We start from the raw sequence: 15292 nt of genomic DNA on the forward strand, positions 1-15292 counted from the left end.
GAACGTGGTCAGGACGGCTGCCCGCCGGTCAGCTGGCTGTCGAGGTAGGCAGCGAGTTGCTCGGTGCATGGATGGTCGAACACGATCGAGGCAGGCAGAGGCAACCGGAAGGCGGCCTCCAGGGTGTTGCGCAGTTCCACGGCGACCAGTGAGTCCAGGCCCAGTTGAAGGAACTCGATATCGGGTTCGATCACCTCGACGTCCTCGATGTGCAGCACCTGAGCGACCCGCGCCTGAACGAACTCCTCGATCGCTGGGACCCGTTCGCCGGCGGGCCGGGTGAGCAACTGATCGAGGTCGAAGTCCTCCCCGTCTTCCGCGGCACTGACCAGCCGCTCATACAGCGCGTTGGCCACCGGCTTGGCGACGGTGAACCGGTCCCAGTCACACTCGCCCGCCACCACCTGTCCGGAGGTGTGCTCCGGAGCGATCAGGGAGACAAGAGCGCGCATACCGCGGGCCGGCGTGAACAGCTTGATGCCCTGTTCCTGCCACGAGGTGAGCACCTGCTCGCCGAGCCTGGCCGACATGCCCACCTGTGCCCAGGGGCCCCAGTTGATGCTCAGGCCGGGCAGGCCCTCCGCCCGGCGCCGCGTCATGAGGTTGTCCATGAAGGCGTTGGCAGCCGCGTAGTTCGCCTGGGTGACGCCACCGACGACGGACGCGGCGGAGGAGTAGCACACGAAGAATCGCAGGGCGGGCAGGTAGGCAGTGGCCTCGTGCAGCAGCCAGGTGCCGTACACCTTGGAGCGGAACACCCGATCAAGGCAGTCCCAGTCCATGGCCGAGACCGGCATGTCGGCGAGCGCGCCCGCGGCGTGCACGATGCCGCCTACCGGATGAGGTCCCTCGGTCAGCCCATCAACCAGGCGGCGCACCTCCTCGGGCTCGGACACGTCGGCCTGGAATACGGTGACGTCGGCCTTCTCCCGCAACGTTGCGAGCAGCTCCGCCGCCTCGGCCGCGGGCGTACCGCTCCGGCTGACGAGGCAGATGTGGCGGGCGCCCAGATCGACGAGCTCCCGCGCGGTGGTCAGGCCGAGCCCGCCGAGTCCACCGGTGATGAGATACGTATGGTCGGGTGTGACCACGGGCGATCGGTCGTACGCCCTGCGCGAGGTGTCCACGTCTCCGGGCACCCGCAGATCGAGGACGAGTTTGCCGACGTTGGCGCCGCGGCTGAGGACGCTGAACGCCTCCTCCACCTCGTCCAGCGAGTACCGGGTGGTGGTGATCGGCGGCAGCTCTCCACCCTCCACCAGCGCCATGACCTTGCGCAGGATCTCGCTACCCAGCCGCAGCGCCTCGGCTCCCCGCCGCAGACTCAGGTCAAAGGAGTGGTAGGCGACATCCGGGCGCGTTTCGCGCACCCGGCCCGGGGTCCAGGTGTCCACCGTGCCCAGCTCGACGAACCGGCCGCCCGGGGCGAGCACATCCAGCCCGGCCGCCACATGGTCGCCGCCCAGGCTGTTGAGGACGACATCGACGCTCCCGGAGCCCCGGGCGATCTCCTCGCGGTAGCCGACGGTGCGCGAGTCCATCACATGGTCGACACCCTGCGCGCGCAGCCAGGACCACTTGGGCCGACTGGCGGTGGCGAGCACCTCGGCCCCGGCGAGCTCCGCCAGGCGCACCGCGGCCTGCCCCACCCCGCCGGCCGCGGCGTGGATCAGCACCCGGTCACCGGCCTTGACGCCCGCCAGGTGGTGCAGTGCGTAGTACGCGGTGACATAGGCGGAAGCCAGTCCCGCCGCCGCGGCGAAATCGAGCCCCCGGGGCTTGCGCACGGCCGCCGCGGACGGCACCAGCACCCGTCGACGCATGGTACCGAAGTGGTGCACGACAACGTCCTCGCCCACCGCGAACTCCGCGTCCGGGCCCGCGGCGACCACTGTCCCGGACCCCTCGAATCCCAACGGCTGCGGACGGTACTCGGTGCCCGCCTCCTCCGCCGCCCGACGCAGCACGCCGAGCGCGTTCAGGACGTCCTTGAAGTTCAGCCCGGCGCACCGCATCTCCACCTGGATCCAGTCGCCCTGAGGGGCCGGATCATCGGCAGCAGCCACGGGCTCGATGCCGGAGAGCCTGCCCTCGTCCCGGACGGCCAGCTCGAACGGGGTGCCGGGGCGGATTCGCGGTTCGCGGGGCAGCAGGCGCCTGACTCGCCGGTGCCCACCGCGGAACGCCACCTGGAACTCCCCACCGTCCGGGTTCTGCGACTCGCGCAGCAGGTCCGGCAGTCCGCCGCCCCGCGGCAGGTCCATCAGGGTGACGCGGTAGGCCGGGTTCTCGTTCAGGAGCACATGCCCGAAGCCCCACAGGCTGGCGGACGCGGGCTGGGACTCGACAGCGCCTCGGTCGCCCGGCAGCAACTGGGCCTCCTCCGTGACCAGCCAGAGCCGCTGGTTGCGTCCGAAGCCCTCATGGCCGAGCAGGTCCAGTAGCTCCAGAAGCTGCCGGTAGTTGATCTCGCACTCGGCGCGCAGCGACCGGGCGCTCGTCTTCCGCCCCGTCGGCCGCCAGAACCACCACAGGTCGGTCACGTCCGCGGTGCGCAGCGCGGTGGTGACGTCCTGCACTTTCGACACGCACGTCAACTCGGCCCCGGCTTCGGCGAGCTGGTCGGTCAGGGCGGCGAAGTCGGCGTCGGACCGGTTGACCGCGACGATGTGCCGCGCGCGGGCCACGGGTTCGGCACGCAGGGAGCTCCGCAGCCACTCGGTACGGAAGAAGAAGTCCCGTCGGTGTACCGCCGCGGCGGTGGGGCGGGTGAAGTCAACCTCGTGGATCTCCACCACGGGCTGGTCGCCCTCCAGGAGGACCACGTCGGCCGTGACCTCGGCGCCGGGCCTCGCGGTCTCGGCGACGCGCACCACCACGCGCAGCGCGTCGGCCCTCGGCTTCTTGTGGAATCTCAGTTGGTGGAAGCCGGCCGGCAGCAGGGCGATGCCCTCGTGGTCCAGCGCGGTCACGCAGTGCAGGGCACTCTCCAGAAGAGCCGGCGGCAGGTACTCGCCGGGGACCGTCGGCTGCCCTTGCAGTTCCCCGACGACGAGTCCCGGACCGTGCACGGCGATCCGGGTCAGCCGTTGGTACTCGGGCCCGCACTCCAGGCCGGACATGGCGAGGTCCGCGTACACCTCGGCGGCCTCGCGCACCTCGGTGGCGGGACCGGCGCCGGCCGCCATCGCGCACAGTTCCCCGGCGAGCCCGCTCGTCGGTGCGGAGATCAGTCGTGCGGTGAGGTGGCGCCGCTCCCCGGTCCCGTCGCCCGGAATACCGGAGATCTCCACTTCGGCGGCCGCGGTGTGCGCGTCGCGCAGCCTGGTGCGGATCTCGACGGTGTCCTGGTCGGGCAGCGGCAGGGGCTCATGGAGTCGGACGTCGCTCAGTACACGGCCGGTCGCGCCGAACACCTGGTCCTGTAGCGCGATCACCAGCTCCACCTGCGCCGCGACCGGAAGTACCCGCTCGCCGACGGTCGGCGCCCCCGTCAGGCATGCCTGACGGCCGAGGCCGACGCGCGCGGTGAACTCCCTGACGCCCTTCTGCGGAGCTGTCTCCTCCCCCAGGAGCGGATGGTGAGCGACGGTCGTGGCGACCGGCGCGCCCACCGAGTGCCGGGGCCTGCTGTAGGGGAGCCAGTAGTGCTTGCGGTCGAAGGCATAGCCAGGCAGTGTGATCTTGCGGCACCGCGCGCCCGCGTGGAAGCCGCTCCACGCCACCGGCGATCCGGCGGCGTACATCTGGGCCAGGGCCCGCAGCACGGTCTCTCCTCGGGGGTCCTTCCGGGAGGCGCTGGGCACCCACAGGTGGTCCTCGGCGGACACGCACTGCCGGGCGAGCGAGATGAGCGCGGACGAGGGGCCGATTTCGACGAACGCGTGGCGACCACGGCGTTCGACGGCACTGATGCCCTGCGCGAAGCGCACCGTCTCGCCAATGTGCCGCACCCAGTACTCCACGGTCATGAGCTCCCGCGGTCTGGCCGGCTCGCCGGTGACGTTCGATATGAGGGTCATGGTGGGCCGGTGGAAGGTGATGTCCGCGAGTGCGGCGCGGAATTCGTCGTAGACCGTGGTCATCTGGGGCGAATGGAAGGCGTGGGACACCGAAAGCCGCTTGCTCTCCACACCGCGCTGCCCCAGCTCTGCCTCAACCCGTGCCAGTGACTCCACTCCGCCGGACACGACGCACTGCCGCGGGGAGTTGACGGCCGCGATCGCAAGATCGGGATGGGCGGCGCAGAGCGGTTCGACCTCGGCCGCGTCGGCGGTGACGACGAGCATGCCGCCCGGCTCGGTCACCCCCTGCATCAGGCGTGCCCGGTAAGTGACGAGGGTGACGGCGTCCTCCAGGTCGAACACGCCGGCGACCGTGGCCGCCACGACCTCGCCGATGCTGTGCCCGATCAGGACGTTGGGACGGACACCCCAGGAGATCCACAGCTGGGCCAGGGCGAACTCGTAGGTGAACAGGGCGGGTTGTGTGCATAACGTCTGATGGATGTCCTCGGGATCGGCGGCCCTGCCGAGCAGCAGGTCCCGGACCGACATTCCGAGGGGTCCGGCGAAGAGCTGGTCGCAAGCGTCCACGTAGTCCCGGAAGACCGGATGCCGCTCGTACAGTGCCGTGCCCATGCCCGCGTATTGGGATCCTTGGCCGGTGAACAGGAACGCCACCTTGCGAATGTCGGACGCCCGTCCGGACCGTGTCTCGCTCTTCCGTAGCCGGTCCAGGAAGCGGAGCAGATGGTCGCGGTCGTGCACCGCCACGGCGACCCGCTTCCCGAAGTGGGTACGCCCCACGTTGGCGGTGTAGCAGAGGTCGGCGATGTCGATGTCCGGATGGTCCGCCAGGAAGCGATGGTAGGACTCGGCCTGACGGCGCAGGGAGCGCGCGTTCTTCGCGGAGAGAGTGAAGACACTGCCGGCGCTCTGCCGCACCGCCCCGGGATCCGCCGCTGAGGAACGCAGCGACGCGGGGGGTTCCTCCAGGACCGCGGCCGCGATACCGCCCGCGAAACCGAAGCTGTTGACCAGGGCACGGCGGGTGGGGGCCCGCCACGGGCAGGCCTGCGTGGGCACGCGCACCGGAATGCTGTTCCAGGGGATGCGACCGGACGGTTGGATGAGGTTCAGGTGGGGGTACACCGTGCCGCTGCGCATCTGGAGGATCGTCTTGATGACCCCCACGACACCGGCCGCGGGTTCCATGTGCCCGAGGTTCGTCTTGACGGAGCCGACGACGACCGGATCGTCGCGCGTGTGCGACTGCGCGAAGACGTCGCTGATGGCGCCCATTTCGATGGGATCGCCCAGCTGGGTGCCGGTACCGTGCGCCTCGACATACTGGATGTCGCCGGGCTCGAGCATCGCGTTGGCGATCGCGGCGCGCATGACGGCCTCTTGCGCCGAGCCGTTGGGCACCGTGAGCCCCGCGCTGTCCCCGTCCTGGCCGACCGCGGTACCGCGGACCAGGGACAGGATCGTGTCGCCGTCGCGCCGGGCGTCGGTGAGCCGCTTGAGGACGAGTACACCGCATCCTTCGGCCCGTACGTACCCGTCCGCGCCCTCGTCGAACGTCTTGCACTGTCCGTCCGGGGCCAGCATGTTGGCGTGCGAGAACATCACCAGGATGCGCGGGTGGTGGATGGCGTTCACAGCGCCGCACAGCGCGATGTCGCACTCCCCGCTGCGGAGCCCCTGGGCCGCGAGGTGCAAGGCGGTGAGGGACGAGGCGCAGGCCGTGTCCACGCTGAGACTGGGGCCCCGCCAGCCCAGGAAGTACGACAACCGGCCGGACAGCGGGAAGGCCGTGATGCCCGAAGCCAGGTGGCCGTCCAGGTCCTCATACGCGAGCCCGTCTAGTTCCAGGGCGTAGTCGATGGAGCTGGTGCCGATGTACACGCCGCCATTGCCGTGGCGCAGCGGACCGGGATTGATGTTGGCGTTCTCCAGCGCCGACCACGCGGTCTCCAGCAGCATGCGCTGCTGGGGGTCCATGTACTGCGCCTCTTTGGGGGAGATGTTGAAGAACTGGGCGTCGAACCGGCCGATATCCTTCAGGAAGCCGCCACCGGCGGTCTGAATCGAGCCCGGCTCGTCGGCACCGTCCGAGGCGAACTGCTCGGTGTCCCAGCGGTCGTCGGGCAAGGGCACTATCCCGGACCGGCCGTCGCGCAGAAAGGCGTCGAACTCGTCCAGGGTCTCGTTGCCTCCGGGAAACCGCAGCCCCACACCGACGACGGCGATGGGCTCGTGCTTCTCCAGCAGCATCTGCTTGATGGCTCGGTCCTGCTCCTGTGCGGTGGCCGCCGTGCCGTCACCTCGAGCGGGCGTTGGTGCGGACCTGTCCGGCATTGCGTCGCCTCTCTGTGTCAGTTGGGACTGCGGCGAGGATGGCGTCATCCCCGGTACAGGTCTGCCAGCACTTCCTCCCACATGGCCCGGTGCGACTTCAGTTCAGGCGCGTCCTCATGTCCCCGTGCGGAGCCGTCGAAGAATTCGCCGAGTGTCTCGTCGCAGAGGTGGTCCAGCAGCTGTGCGACCGTGGGCCGGTCGAACAGCACGCTGGCGCTGATACTTCGGCCGAGCAGTACTTCGAGGCGCTGCTTGATCTCGGTGATCCGCAGCGAGGTGAAGCCCAGACTGAAGTAATTCCGATCCAGCGGAAGTTCCTCGGCCTCCGTCATCAGCAAAGTGGCCTTGAACTCCCGGCAGACCAGACTTTCCAGCGCTTCACGGCGTTCGGATACCGGCAGTTCCCGCAGTTCGCGGACGACCGGGGTGTCCTCGCTCATTCAGGCACCGTTTCCATGAGAGTCGAACGGAGAATGTGGTCACTCATTCATTCAGTGGGGTTGCGCAGCGCTGTTTCCAGCAGGTCGGCGAGTTCCTTCGCAGCGGCGTCGAAGAGGCCGTCCCATGCGTCGGCAACCTGCCGGTCCCCTCCGGCGGAAATAAATTTGGAACGTATCAGCTCGGAATGACGGGCCCTCGTTTCGGGGCCCGCGGCGCCGACCGGAATGACGCGTTCGCGGGAGAAGGTACGGCCGTCGCGAAGGCGAACCGTGACCTTGGCGGGAGTGCGCTTGGTGGCGTTCTCGTAATTCCGCGCGGGATCGGCGGACCGCGCGGCCACGTCGTGCACGAGGTCGCCGAAGAACCGCTCGGCCCACGCGGCACCCGCCGCACCGGCGTCCGCGATGGCGTCGCCGAATGGCGCCTCCCCCGTGAGCAGCTCACGGGTCATCGCGCTGTCGTGGATGAGCCGCACCCGCTGCGCCAGAGCCCATCGCCGGGGGTCGCGCACCACGGGTTCGGCGTAGTCGGCGAGCGTGAGGTCCCCGTGCAAGAGGGCGGTGGCGAGGGCATAGCGGATCGACAGCGGGAGGGTGCTCGCCGGCGTGTCCGGGCCGGTGACGTACTGCTCGGCGCGGCGTCCGACGTAGAGGGTGTAGGCGGAGGCCGCCACGACGATCTCGTCGATGTCGTCCAGATGGTCGAGCAGCACCTCACGGTGCTGGGCGTGGAGTTCGACGGCGCAGTCGACGGCGGCGTCTATCCCAGGTCCGGCGGGGCGCATCTTGAAGGAGAGGGTGTCGGTGTGCCACAGCTCGCCCAGTCCCCGGGTCACGACCTCGGGGAGCGGGACGTCCGCGAAACGGGCCAGGAAGCCGTCGGGATGCTCCAGGATGTCGGCGGCGCCGCGCAGCCCGGCCGCCGCGGCGTCGCAGGCGTCCATGCTGGTTCGCACCGGGAGCAAGACGCTGAGTATCCGCGCGTCACTGCCGAGGAAGCCGTGGAGCGTGGTCCACGGCGGCATGGCCAGCGCCAGGCCGAGCGCATTGGTCCACTGCTCCGCCGGGGCGCGCTGGCATCCGAGGCGGCCGCTGACCGCTCCGACCAGTGCGGTCTGAACGGCACTCTGGCCGCGGAAGGGGCCCAGCGTGGAGGCGGCGGTGATGCGCGCCGCGCATTCGTTCGCCGCGACCACCGCGGTGACCAGCTCCCGCCCCGTCAGGCCCAGAGCGTGCGCGTAGGCCACGGGGACCGCCACCGTCGCGTTCGACAGGTGGCCCGCGTAGGCGGTGTCGTCGAGGTTCAGCCAGGAGCCCAGCCCGGCGAGGACGCATGCCGACCTGGCCGGGTCGTCCTGCAAGGGCGCTCCGAACGCACGCACCAGGTCTTGGCCCCTGGGGTGGGCCCACCCGGCACGGATGGCCGCGAGCTGGGAGAGGATCTGGCTCTGTGCGAGGCGCGCCACCCGGGGCGGGATGTCGAACGGTCGCAGCCCGCTCGCCCACGCCGACAGCTCCGCGACGAGGCCCGAAGGCGTCGTCCGCCCACTCATGAGGCGTCCCCGGTGACGACAGCGGCCTTCAGGTGCCGGGCGGGCGCGCAGAGAACGGACAACCGCCCCGGCAGGACGTCGAGCGTGTAGCGGGAACGGCCGGCGGGGAGCAATTCGCCGTCGTGCTCGAAGCACAGCGCCGCACCGTCAAGCCGCTCGATGACCACCTGTCTGCCACGCCCGTAGACGGTGTCCGGTCGCAGCACGTGCCGCCCCGTGCGGAGGAGTTCGGGCAGCGCGCGGGGTTCCGTCCCCGCACCCACCACGCAGTAGTCGAGCAGGCCGTCGTCGAGCACGCTGTGCGGCAGTACGTCGTACTGCCAGGCTCGGTGGCGCCCACCGCCCACATTGGCGAACACCGTCCGCCCTTCGTGCACCACCTCACCGTCCACGGTGACGCGCCCCGGGTAAGGGGTGAAACCGACTGCGGCACGGAGCAACCCTTCCTGGAGCCGCGCCGCCCCGGTCAGGGGCACCTCGCCCGCATCCTGGAGAACCTGTGCGGTCAGCCCCGCGCCCGCGCCCAGCACGACGAGCCGGTCCTCCTCGACGATATTGGCGAGATCCAGCGCGCGTAGATGCTTTCCCGGGGACCCGAGCGCCATATCCAGGGCGAAGCGCCAATCCGACTCTCCCCAGTGGGAGCGGAAGTTGGAATTTCCGGTGCCCGCCGGCACGACCAGCAGTGCCACGGATGCCGAGAGGTCGGCGGCCAGGGTCATGCCCGTGGCCACCTCCCAGGCGGTCCCGTCACCGCCGACGGAGACGATTACGGTGAGGGATGCTCCGTCAGACTCGGCGACCGCGGCTCGGGCGGCGCGCTGGGCTTCGCCGGGCTCGCGTGCCCAGACCACTTCGACGACGAAGGATAATCGGCAACAGCGGTCGGCCACTTCACCGACCAACGACTCCGACACAATTCCCGCGTTCGGGTTCGCAATGACTACGCAGCGACCATTCAATCTGTTTTGGCTTCCCGCCACAACTCACTCCGCGCATGCCGGGGACTCTTCCTGCGCTCATCATTATTTTCCCGCCATGACGCGCTGCTGACCCCTTGCTGACAATCGAGCTTTCCGGGTTCGCGGCGCCCGGATCGCCCCGCAATTACTTGAGTAGAATGAATCACCGAGGTACCCCAATGCGCCGCCGGACAAAAGCAAAGATGAGACGCCGCCGGTCAACCGCGGAGTGTGGTGGTACCGGTCATGCGCTGCGTTCGAGCTGCTCCGCGAATTCCAGCCACCACTGAGCACAACCACGGGCTGCCCGAACAACGGAGGCAATGCGGTGTCCAGGTACGGCTTCCACCAATTGCCGCGCCCTGTCACCCCGCAGGAGCAGCGGAACGCTCAACATCTGAAGCAACGCCCTTCCGGCTTCCGCCAGGCGCAGGGACGGGTCCTTCCGAAGCCCTGTCACCACGACGTCCAAGTCCGCGTCCGCGACACCGGAGGCTCCCTCCGTCTTCGGCCGCGCGGGACCACTGGGGACCGCCGGCACCCCGGGCTCACGGAACCTGTGAGGGACCGGGTCCTCACCACGGCGCATCCGCTCCCGTACGTCGCGAGCGGTGGCCAGGGCGATACCGGCATCCGCCGCGATCCGCCGGAGGGAGGCGTCAGGGCGTTCGGTCAGCAGCACGGCGGCCCGCCTGCGGCCCTCGGCCGGGTCGACCGGCCGAAGCCTGCCGTCTTTCCCTTTGCGGGTGTTCAACTGTTCGGGTTGGGCAGTTGAACGGTTGCGCACCGCACCCACGGTACCTGCGGTCACCCCTGCCGCCGAGGCGATCAAACGGTCCGACCACTCGGGATGTGTCCCGAGAATCCGCAGGACGGCGGCTGCCCGATCGGCTCGGGTCAACGGCAGACCCCGCGATGTGTTCAGCCGCACCGCCTCGATGAACGCGTCCTCCACACTGCCCTCGAAATAGCGCACATCGATCTGGGTCTCCCCGCGGAGCCGGGTGGCGTGCACCCGGTGGACTCCGTCGACGACACGGAGTGTGGGCCAGTGCACGACGATGGGGGGCAACGGCGTGCCGAGCCGGGCGAGCTTCCGAACGTGCTCCGCGTCCACACCCGTAGTCCGAGGCGAGTCGGCGAGCTGCAACGCGTCGAGTGGCAGCATCGCCGCCAAGGATCGGCCGTCGGGGCGCGCCCGCTCCTCGTCCTCAGCATGTTGCGCGGGTTTCGCCAATCGAGCGATGCCCACCGACACGACCTTTCCCACCACTTCTCCTCCCCGTTACGAACGGCCGGTGGCCTCGAATTCGCCCGGCCGCAGACGCCCCGGCCGGGGCGATGTGCACCGGAAAAGCCTGGAACCAGCGGGAAACACACCCCGTTCGCGCTGCATGACGCTAGGCAGCGGACAGCGGAGCGTCAACGTGTCCGCTCCAGCGGATGACGTCACTCCGGCCAGCGCGGCAGGACATCTCCCCAGACGTCCGGGCCTGACTCGAACCACCTTTGGCGACGTCTACGGGCAGGTCACCATCATCAGGAGTCATCGAAGCTTCTCGGGCCACACCCGCCGCGGGCGACATGTTCACATTTTTCCACTGTGGTGATGTTGACCTGATTACGCTCACTACATGTCGTGAGACGGTCCAAACTGATGGCGGGTGGTCCGCCCAAGCGGGGGCCGGACCGGTTCGAGTCCCATGGAGCAGCCGCATGACCGTGGCTTCATCTCGCGAAAGGCGTCTTATGGACGGCGGTGGGTCGGATGCCCGCGAGGCGAGCCGCACCCTGCTGCATGACCTCGACCAACGGCTTGGCGGTCTGATCACCGCGCTCTACCCGGATGAGCGCAAGCGCCCGGGCTATGCACGGCTCGCCCGGATGATTCGAGAGACGACCGGCGGAACCATCTCGGCGACGTACCTGTGGGAGCTCACCACCGGCAGGAAACGCAATGTGACGCTGGAACAACTCGCCGTCCTTGCCGAGTTCTTCGGCGTGCCACTGGACTACTTCTTCAACGATGACGTGTCGCGACGGGTCGACGCGCAACTGTCACTCGCCGTCGCACTCCGCGACACCAGGGTGCGCAGCCTCGCACTGCGGGCCGAGGGTCTGTCTCCCGCGAGTCTGGATGCCCTCCTCACCATCGTCAACGAGGCCCGCCGAGTGGAGAACCTGGACCATGTCGCCGAGCGGACGGAGACCCCCTCGGACGTCCGGAGGCGGTCCGCGGACGGGCACGACGCCGGTGAACGGCCGGACCGCCCCGGAGCCCATAGATCCTGATTTCCCATCACGCGAAGAAAGGTCACCGACGCGGATCCTCATGTCGAATGGACCCCTCAAGCTGCGCCGACGCTGTCAAGCCGTGATCGACCAGTTCGAACTCCCCCACGCCCTGTCCGTTGGGGGCCTGTGCCACCATCTGGCCGCCCAGCGCGCGCGGCCATTGCGCCTTCATCCACTGCCGGCTGAGGCCGCCGCCACCGGTGCCTGCGGGTTGTGGCTGGCCACCGACGCCGAGGACCACATTTTCTACGAACGACGCACCGTCCCCCTCCACCAGGAGCACATCGTCCTGCACGAGATCGGGCATCTGCTCTTCAACCACCGCACGGTGGCCGTGGATGGTGGAACCGGCTGGGACATTCTCCTCCCCGACCTCGACCCGCGTGCGGTGCGCCGGCTCCTGGGCCGCACGAGCTACGCGACTGAACAGGAGCAAGAAGCTGAGCTGTTCGCCAGCATCCTTGGAACCCGTATCAACGAACCGCATCGTCAACGCCCCGGCGGAATCCTCGGGCGGCTGGAAGCGGCCATGGGGGTCGACTCGACGTACACCACATCATGACCGACGGCGCCTTCGCACTCGGCGTCAGCTTCGAACTGCCCAGCGTCCTACTGCTGTGGGTGGCCGTACTGCTGCGCAGCCCGTCCGGCCTGCGCTCCGCGCCACAGCGCGGCGTATGGCTGGCCGTGGCCACCGCAGCGGTAGCCATGACGCTCGACCTGCCGTCCGTCATCGACGTGGCCACCCGACACAGTGGGGCACATCTCGTCGCCTTGGCCAGAAACATCTTCGGTGTACTGTCCGCGGGCGCCGTGCTGTACTTCGTCGTGCAGGCGACGGCCAACGTCCATCGCTTCAAGACCGTCCTCGCCCTCGCAGTCGGTTCCGTACTGGCTGTCCTCCTCTCCCTGGGACTCGCGGGCGGGCCACATCCGCGCATCGGCATCCCCGATACCGGACCGCCGGCGCCTTCCCTCTTCTACTGGCTTGTTCTCATCGGCATGCATCTAGGTGCCAACACCATCTGTGTCCTGATGTGCCTGCGCTACAGCACAACCTCCGAGAGCCGGTCCCTGACCACGAGCCTGCGCCTGTTCGGCCTCGGTACGGCCCTGGTCGGCGTCTACTGGCTGGGATATCTGGTGCGCGTCACCACAGGTGGGCGATGGCCCCTTCCGTGGCTTCCCTTGCTGATGGACCTGCACGGAGTGTTGCGCGCCATGGCCATCCTGGTCCCGACCTACGCCATGCTTCGGCGCGTTGTGTCGGACATCGCGACCGCCTGGCGTCTATGGCCGATGTGGAACGATCTGGTCACCGCCGTACCACACGTCGCTCTGGTCAAGCCGCGTCACCGCGTATGGGATGTCCTGTACCCCCAGGTCTCTTATCACGTTCTCGCCTATCGCAGGATCATCGAGACGAGAGACGCGATTCTGGCGCTCGTCGATCACGGCGCCCCTTCTCACGCGTACCCTTCACCCGGCAGTCCGCCGGGGTACGAGGCAGCCGCGGACCTGGATGCCACGGCCGTGGCCGACGTCGTCAAAAGTGCCAGGACCGCGAGGCTCCAAGGCGCCCCGGCACAACAGCACACGGTGTGTTTCAGCTCCGTCGGGAGCACGGATCTCGCGGGCGAAAGGGCCTTCCTGCTACAGCTGGCCAAGGCGTATCGATCGGATTCTCCGCGCTTTGACGCCGATCCGGCGCACTCCGGGGAGAGCTGATCGGGACCTGTGAGCGCCGGTGCTGACCGCGGTGGACCGAGCCACCTCGGGCGAGATCACTGTGCGGTGCCACCCGTGCAGCCGGGGGTACGGATGCACGGGCGGCCGCCGCGGCCCGCGGCCGGTGGCCGCCGAGGTCAGAGGTGCTGCTCGGTGGCCCTGGTCCGCTGGTACTCGTCCTGCCGCTCGTCGGTGACGTACGCCGGTACCGGGAAGTCCCACCAGCCGGGCACCCAGGGGCCGGCGGCGTCGCGGTCCGTCGGTACTTCGACCAGGGCGGGCGCGCCCGACTGCACCGCCTTGCGCAGGGTCGACTCCAGGGAGCCGGCGTCGGAGACCTTCCACGACTCGATCCCGAAGGCCCGTCCCAGGGCCGCGAAGTCGGGGCTGTACGGCGAGCCGTCGGGGTGCGAGAACTCCGTACCGATGTGCCGGGAGGTCTGCTTGCGCTGGCCGCCGCGGATGGACATGTACCCCGCGTTGTTCTGGACGACGAAGACCACCGGCGCGCCGGCGGTGACGCTCAGGGCGATCTCCTGGGCGGTCATGAGGAAGTCGCCGTCGCCGAGAACGCACACCACCGTGCGGTCCGGCCGGGCCAGCTTGGCGCCGATCGCCGCCGGGACGGCCCAGCCCATGGAGGAGAAGCCGCCGGAGGTGAGGTGGGTGCGCGGGGAGTACACGGGGAAGGTCTGCTTGACCGCACCCTGGGTGTTGCCGGAGCCCGCGACGATGATCGCGTCGCGCGGGAGGACGGACCGCAGGGCGCCCAGCGGACGCTGCGAGGTGAACGGGAAGCGGTCGCTGTCGCGGCGGCCGGCGAGCTTCTCCTCCCAGTCCCGCTTGAGGGTGGCGAGTTCGGCCAGGTATTCCGAGCGGTCGGCGCCCTTCGCGGGCAGGGCGTCCACGATCGCGGCCACGGCCCGCTGCGCGTCGGCGACGATGCCGACTTCCGCGGGGTAGTTCTTGCCGATCTCGTGCGGGTCGATGTCGATGTGGATGAGTTTCGCGGGCGGGATCGAGAAGCTGACGCCCTTGGCGTAGCTGGAGGCCGACCAGTCGGTGAAACGGCAGCCGACGGAGATGACGACGTCGGCGGAGCTCGCGATCGCGTTGCCGACCAGCGTGCCGGTCTGGCCGACGCTGCCGGCGAACAGCTCGTGGTCCTCGGGGAACGCGCTCTTGCCGTTCCACGTGGTCACGACGGGGATCTGCCACCGCTCGGCGAGAGCGAGGACCTGGTCGGACGCCTCGGAGGTGATGGCCCCGCCGCCCACCACGATGACGGGGCGGGTCGCGGTGCGCAGTATCCCGGCAGCGCGTTCCACCGCTTCGGGATCCGGGTGCTGGCGGCCGGCGGGGACACGCCGGGCGAGGTCGTGGAGTTGCACATCGGCGGCCTCGGCCTGCACGTCCATCGGTACTTCGAGGTGCACGGGCCCGGGGCGGCCGGTCAGCATGGAGTTGAAACAGCGGTGCAGGACGAAGGGGAGTTCCTCGACGCGGGTGACGACCCAGTGCCGCTTGCTGACGGCCTCGGCCACCTTGGGGAAGTCGTTGGCCGTGTAGCGGTCGAGTTCCTGGAGCAGTCCGTGGCCCCGCATATGGGTGGGCGGGCCGCCGGTGATCACGAGGACGCTCGTGGAGTCGGTGAACGCGGTGCCCATGCCGATGACGGTGTTGCTGGCGCCGGCGCCGATGGAGGTCACCGCGGCCTGCGGGCGCCCGGTGACACGGTAGTAGCCGTCCGCGAGGTGGACGGCGCTCTGCTCGTGGAACGTCTGGATGAACGGAATCCGGGATTCGTCGTCCAGAAAGGCATCGGTCAGTGACCAGATGCCGTGGCCGGGAATCCCGGCGACGCAGTCGACCCCATAGTTGTGCAGGGTGCGCGCGACGATCTGGCCTCCGGTGAGGACGGGCATGTGGTTGCTCCCACTCGGCTCGGTTCG

At 69.2% G+C, this 15292-nt stretch carries 9 protein-coding genes; 3 read left to right on the forward strand and 6 right to left on the reverse strand.

All coding sequences use genetic code 11. The features are described 5' to 3' along the window. Positions 1-8 precede the first annotated feature (8 nt). The 5 genes from ACT2CW_RS22885 to ACT2CW_RS22905 form a co-directional block, all read right to left on the reverse strand. Positions 9-6362 carry a type I polyketide synthase gene (locus tag ACT2CW_RS22885; RefSeq protein WP_445518061.1) on the reverse strand — a complete coding sequence of 2118 codons (6354 nt, stop codon included), beginning with the start codon at positions 6360-6362 and terminating at the stop codon, positions 9-11. A gap of 44 nt (positions 6363-6406) precedes the next feature. Then, a complete protein-coding gene (locus ACT2CW_RS22890; protein ID WP_432048340.1) occupies positions 6407-6802 on the reverse strand; it encodes an acyl carrier protein in 396 nt (131 codons plus the stop codon). A 47-nt stretch (positions 6803-6849) separates the two neighbouring features. Beyond that, the gene (locus ACT2CW_RS22895; RefSeq protein ID WP_445518062.1) at positions 6850-8355 is read right to left on the reverse strand and encodes an MmgE/PrpD family protein; all 1506 of its coding nucleotides are present in this window, start codon (positions 8353-8355) and stop codon (positions 6850-6852) included. Continuing rightward, positions 8352-9338, reverse strand: coding sequence for a diacylglycerol/lipid kinase family protein (locus ACT2CW_RS22900; protein ID WP_445518063.1), 987 nt, complete (start codon positions 9336-9338; stop codon positions 8352-8354). The genes ACT2CW_RS22895 and ACT2CW_RS22900 overlap by 4 nt, the downstream gene beginning before the upstream one ends. A gap of 223 nt (positions 9339-9561) precedes the next feature. Then, on the reverse strand, positions 9562-10575 hold the full coding sequence (locus ACT2CW_RS22905) for a streptomycin biosynthesis protein (protein WP_445518064.1): 1014 nt from the start codon (positions 10573-10575) through the stop codon (positions 9562-9564). A gap of 458 nt (positions 10576-11033) precedes the next feature. Between ACT2CW_RS22905 and ACT2CW_RS22910 the strand changes: the two genes are divergently transcribed. From ACT2CW_RS22910 to ACT2CW_RS22920, 3 genes are all read left to right on the forward strand, one after another. After that, on the forward strand, positions 11034-11609 hold the full coding sequence (locus tag ACT2CW_RS22910; protein ID WP_445518065.1) for a hypothetical protein: 576 nt from the start codon (positions 11034-11036) through the stop codon (positions 11607-11609). 82 nt (positions 11610-11691) lie between these two features. Next, positions 11692-12174: a hypothetical protein gene (locus ACT2CW_RS22915; RefSeq protein WP_445518066.1), complete on the forward strand. Its 483-nt coding sequence runs from the start codon at positions 11692-11694 to the stop codon at positions 12172-12174. Then, positions 12171-13340 carry an MAB_1171c family putative transporter gene (locus tag ACT2CW_RS22920; RefSeq protein ID WP_445518067.1) on the forward strand — a complete coding sequence of 390 codons (1170 nt, stop codon included), beginning with the start codon at positions 12171-12173 and terminating at the stop codon, positions 13338-13340. Before ACT2CW_RS22915 ends, ACT2CW_RS22920 begins: the two co-directional genes overlap by 4 nt. A 137-nt stretch (positions 13341-13477) precedes the next feature. Here ACT2CW_RS22920 and ACT2CW_RS22925 read toward each other — a convergent pair whose 3' ends face one another. Then, positions 13478-15265 carry a thiamine pyrophosphate-binding protein gene (locus ACT2CW_RS22925; protein WP_445518068.1) on the reverse strand — a complete coding sequence of 596 codons (1788 nt, stop codon included), beginning with the start codon at positions 15263-15265 and terminating at the stop codon, positions 13478-13480. Positions 15266-15292: the final 27 nt, after the last annotated feature.

The sequence above is a fragment of the Streptomyces sp. NEAU-174 genome (assembly GCF_052665095.1).

Coding starts and splice junctions, on each gene's coding strand:
- ACT2CW_RS22885 (WP_445518061.1), bottom strand. CDS start 6,362: ATGCCGGACAGGTCCGCACCAACGCCCGCTCGAGGTGACGGCACGGCG.
- ACT2CW_RS22890 (WP_432048340.1), bottom strand. CDS start 6,802: ATGAGCGAGGACACCCCGGTCGTCCGCGAACTGCGGGAACTGCCGGTA.
- ACT2CW_RS22895 (WP_445518062.1), bottom strand. CDS start 8,355: ATGAGTGGGCGGACGACGCCTTCGGGCCTCGTCGCGGAGCTGTCGGCG.
- ACT2CW_RS22910 (WP_445518065.1), top strand. CDS start 11,034: ATGACCGTGGCTTCATCTCGCGAAAGGCGTCTTATGGACGGCGGTGGG.
- ACT2CW_RS22920 (WP_445518067.1), top strand. CDS start 12,171: ATGACCGACGGCGCCTTCGCACTCGGCGTCAGCTTCGAACTGCCCAGC.
- ACT2CW_RS22925 (WP_445518068.1), bottom strand. CDS start 15,265: ATGCCCGTCCTCACCGGAGGCCAGATCGTCGCGCGCACCCTGCACAAC.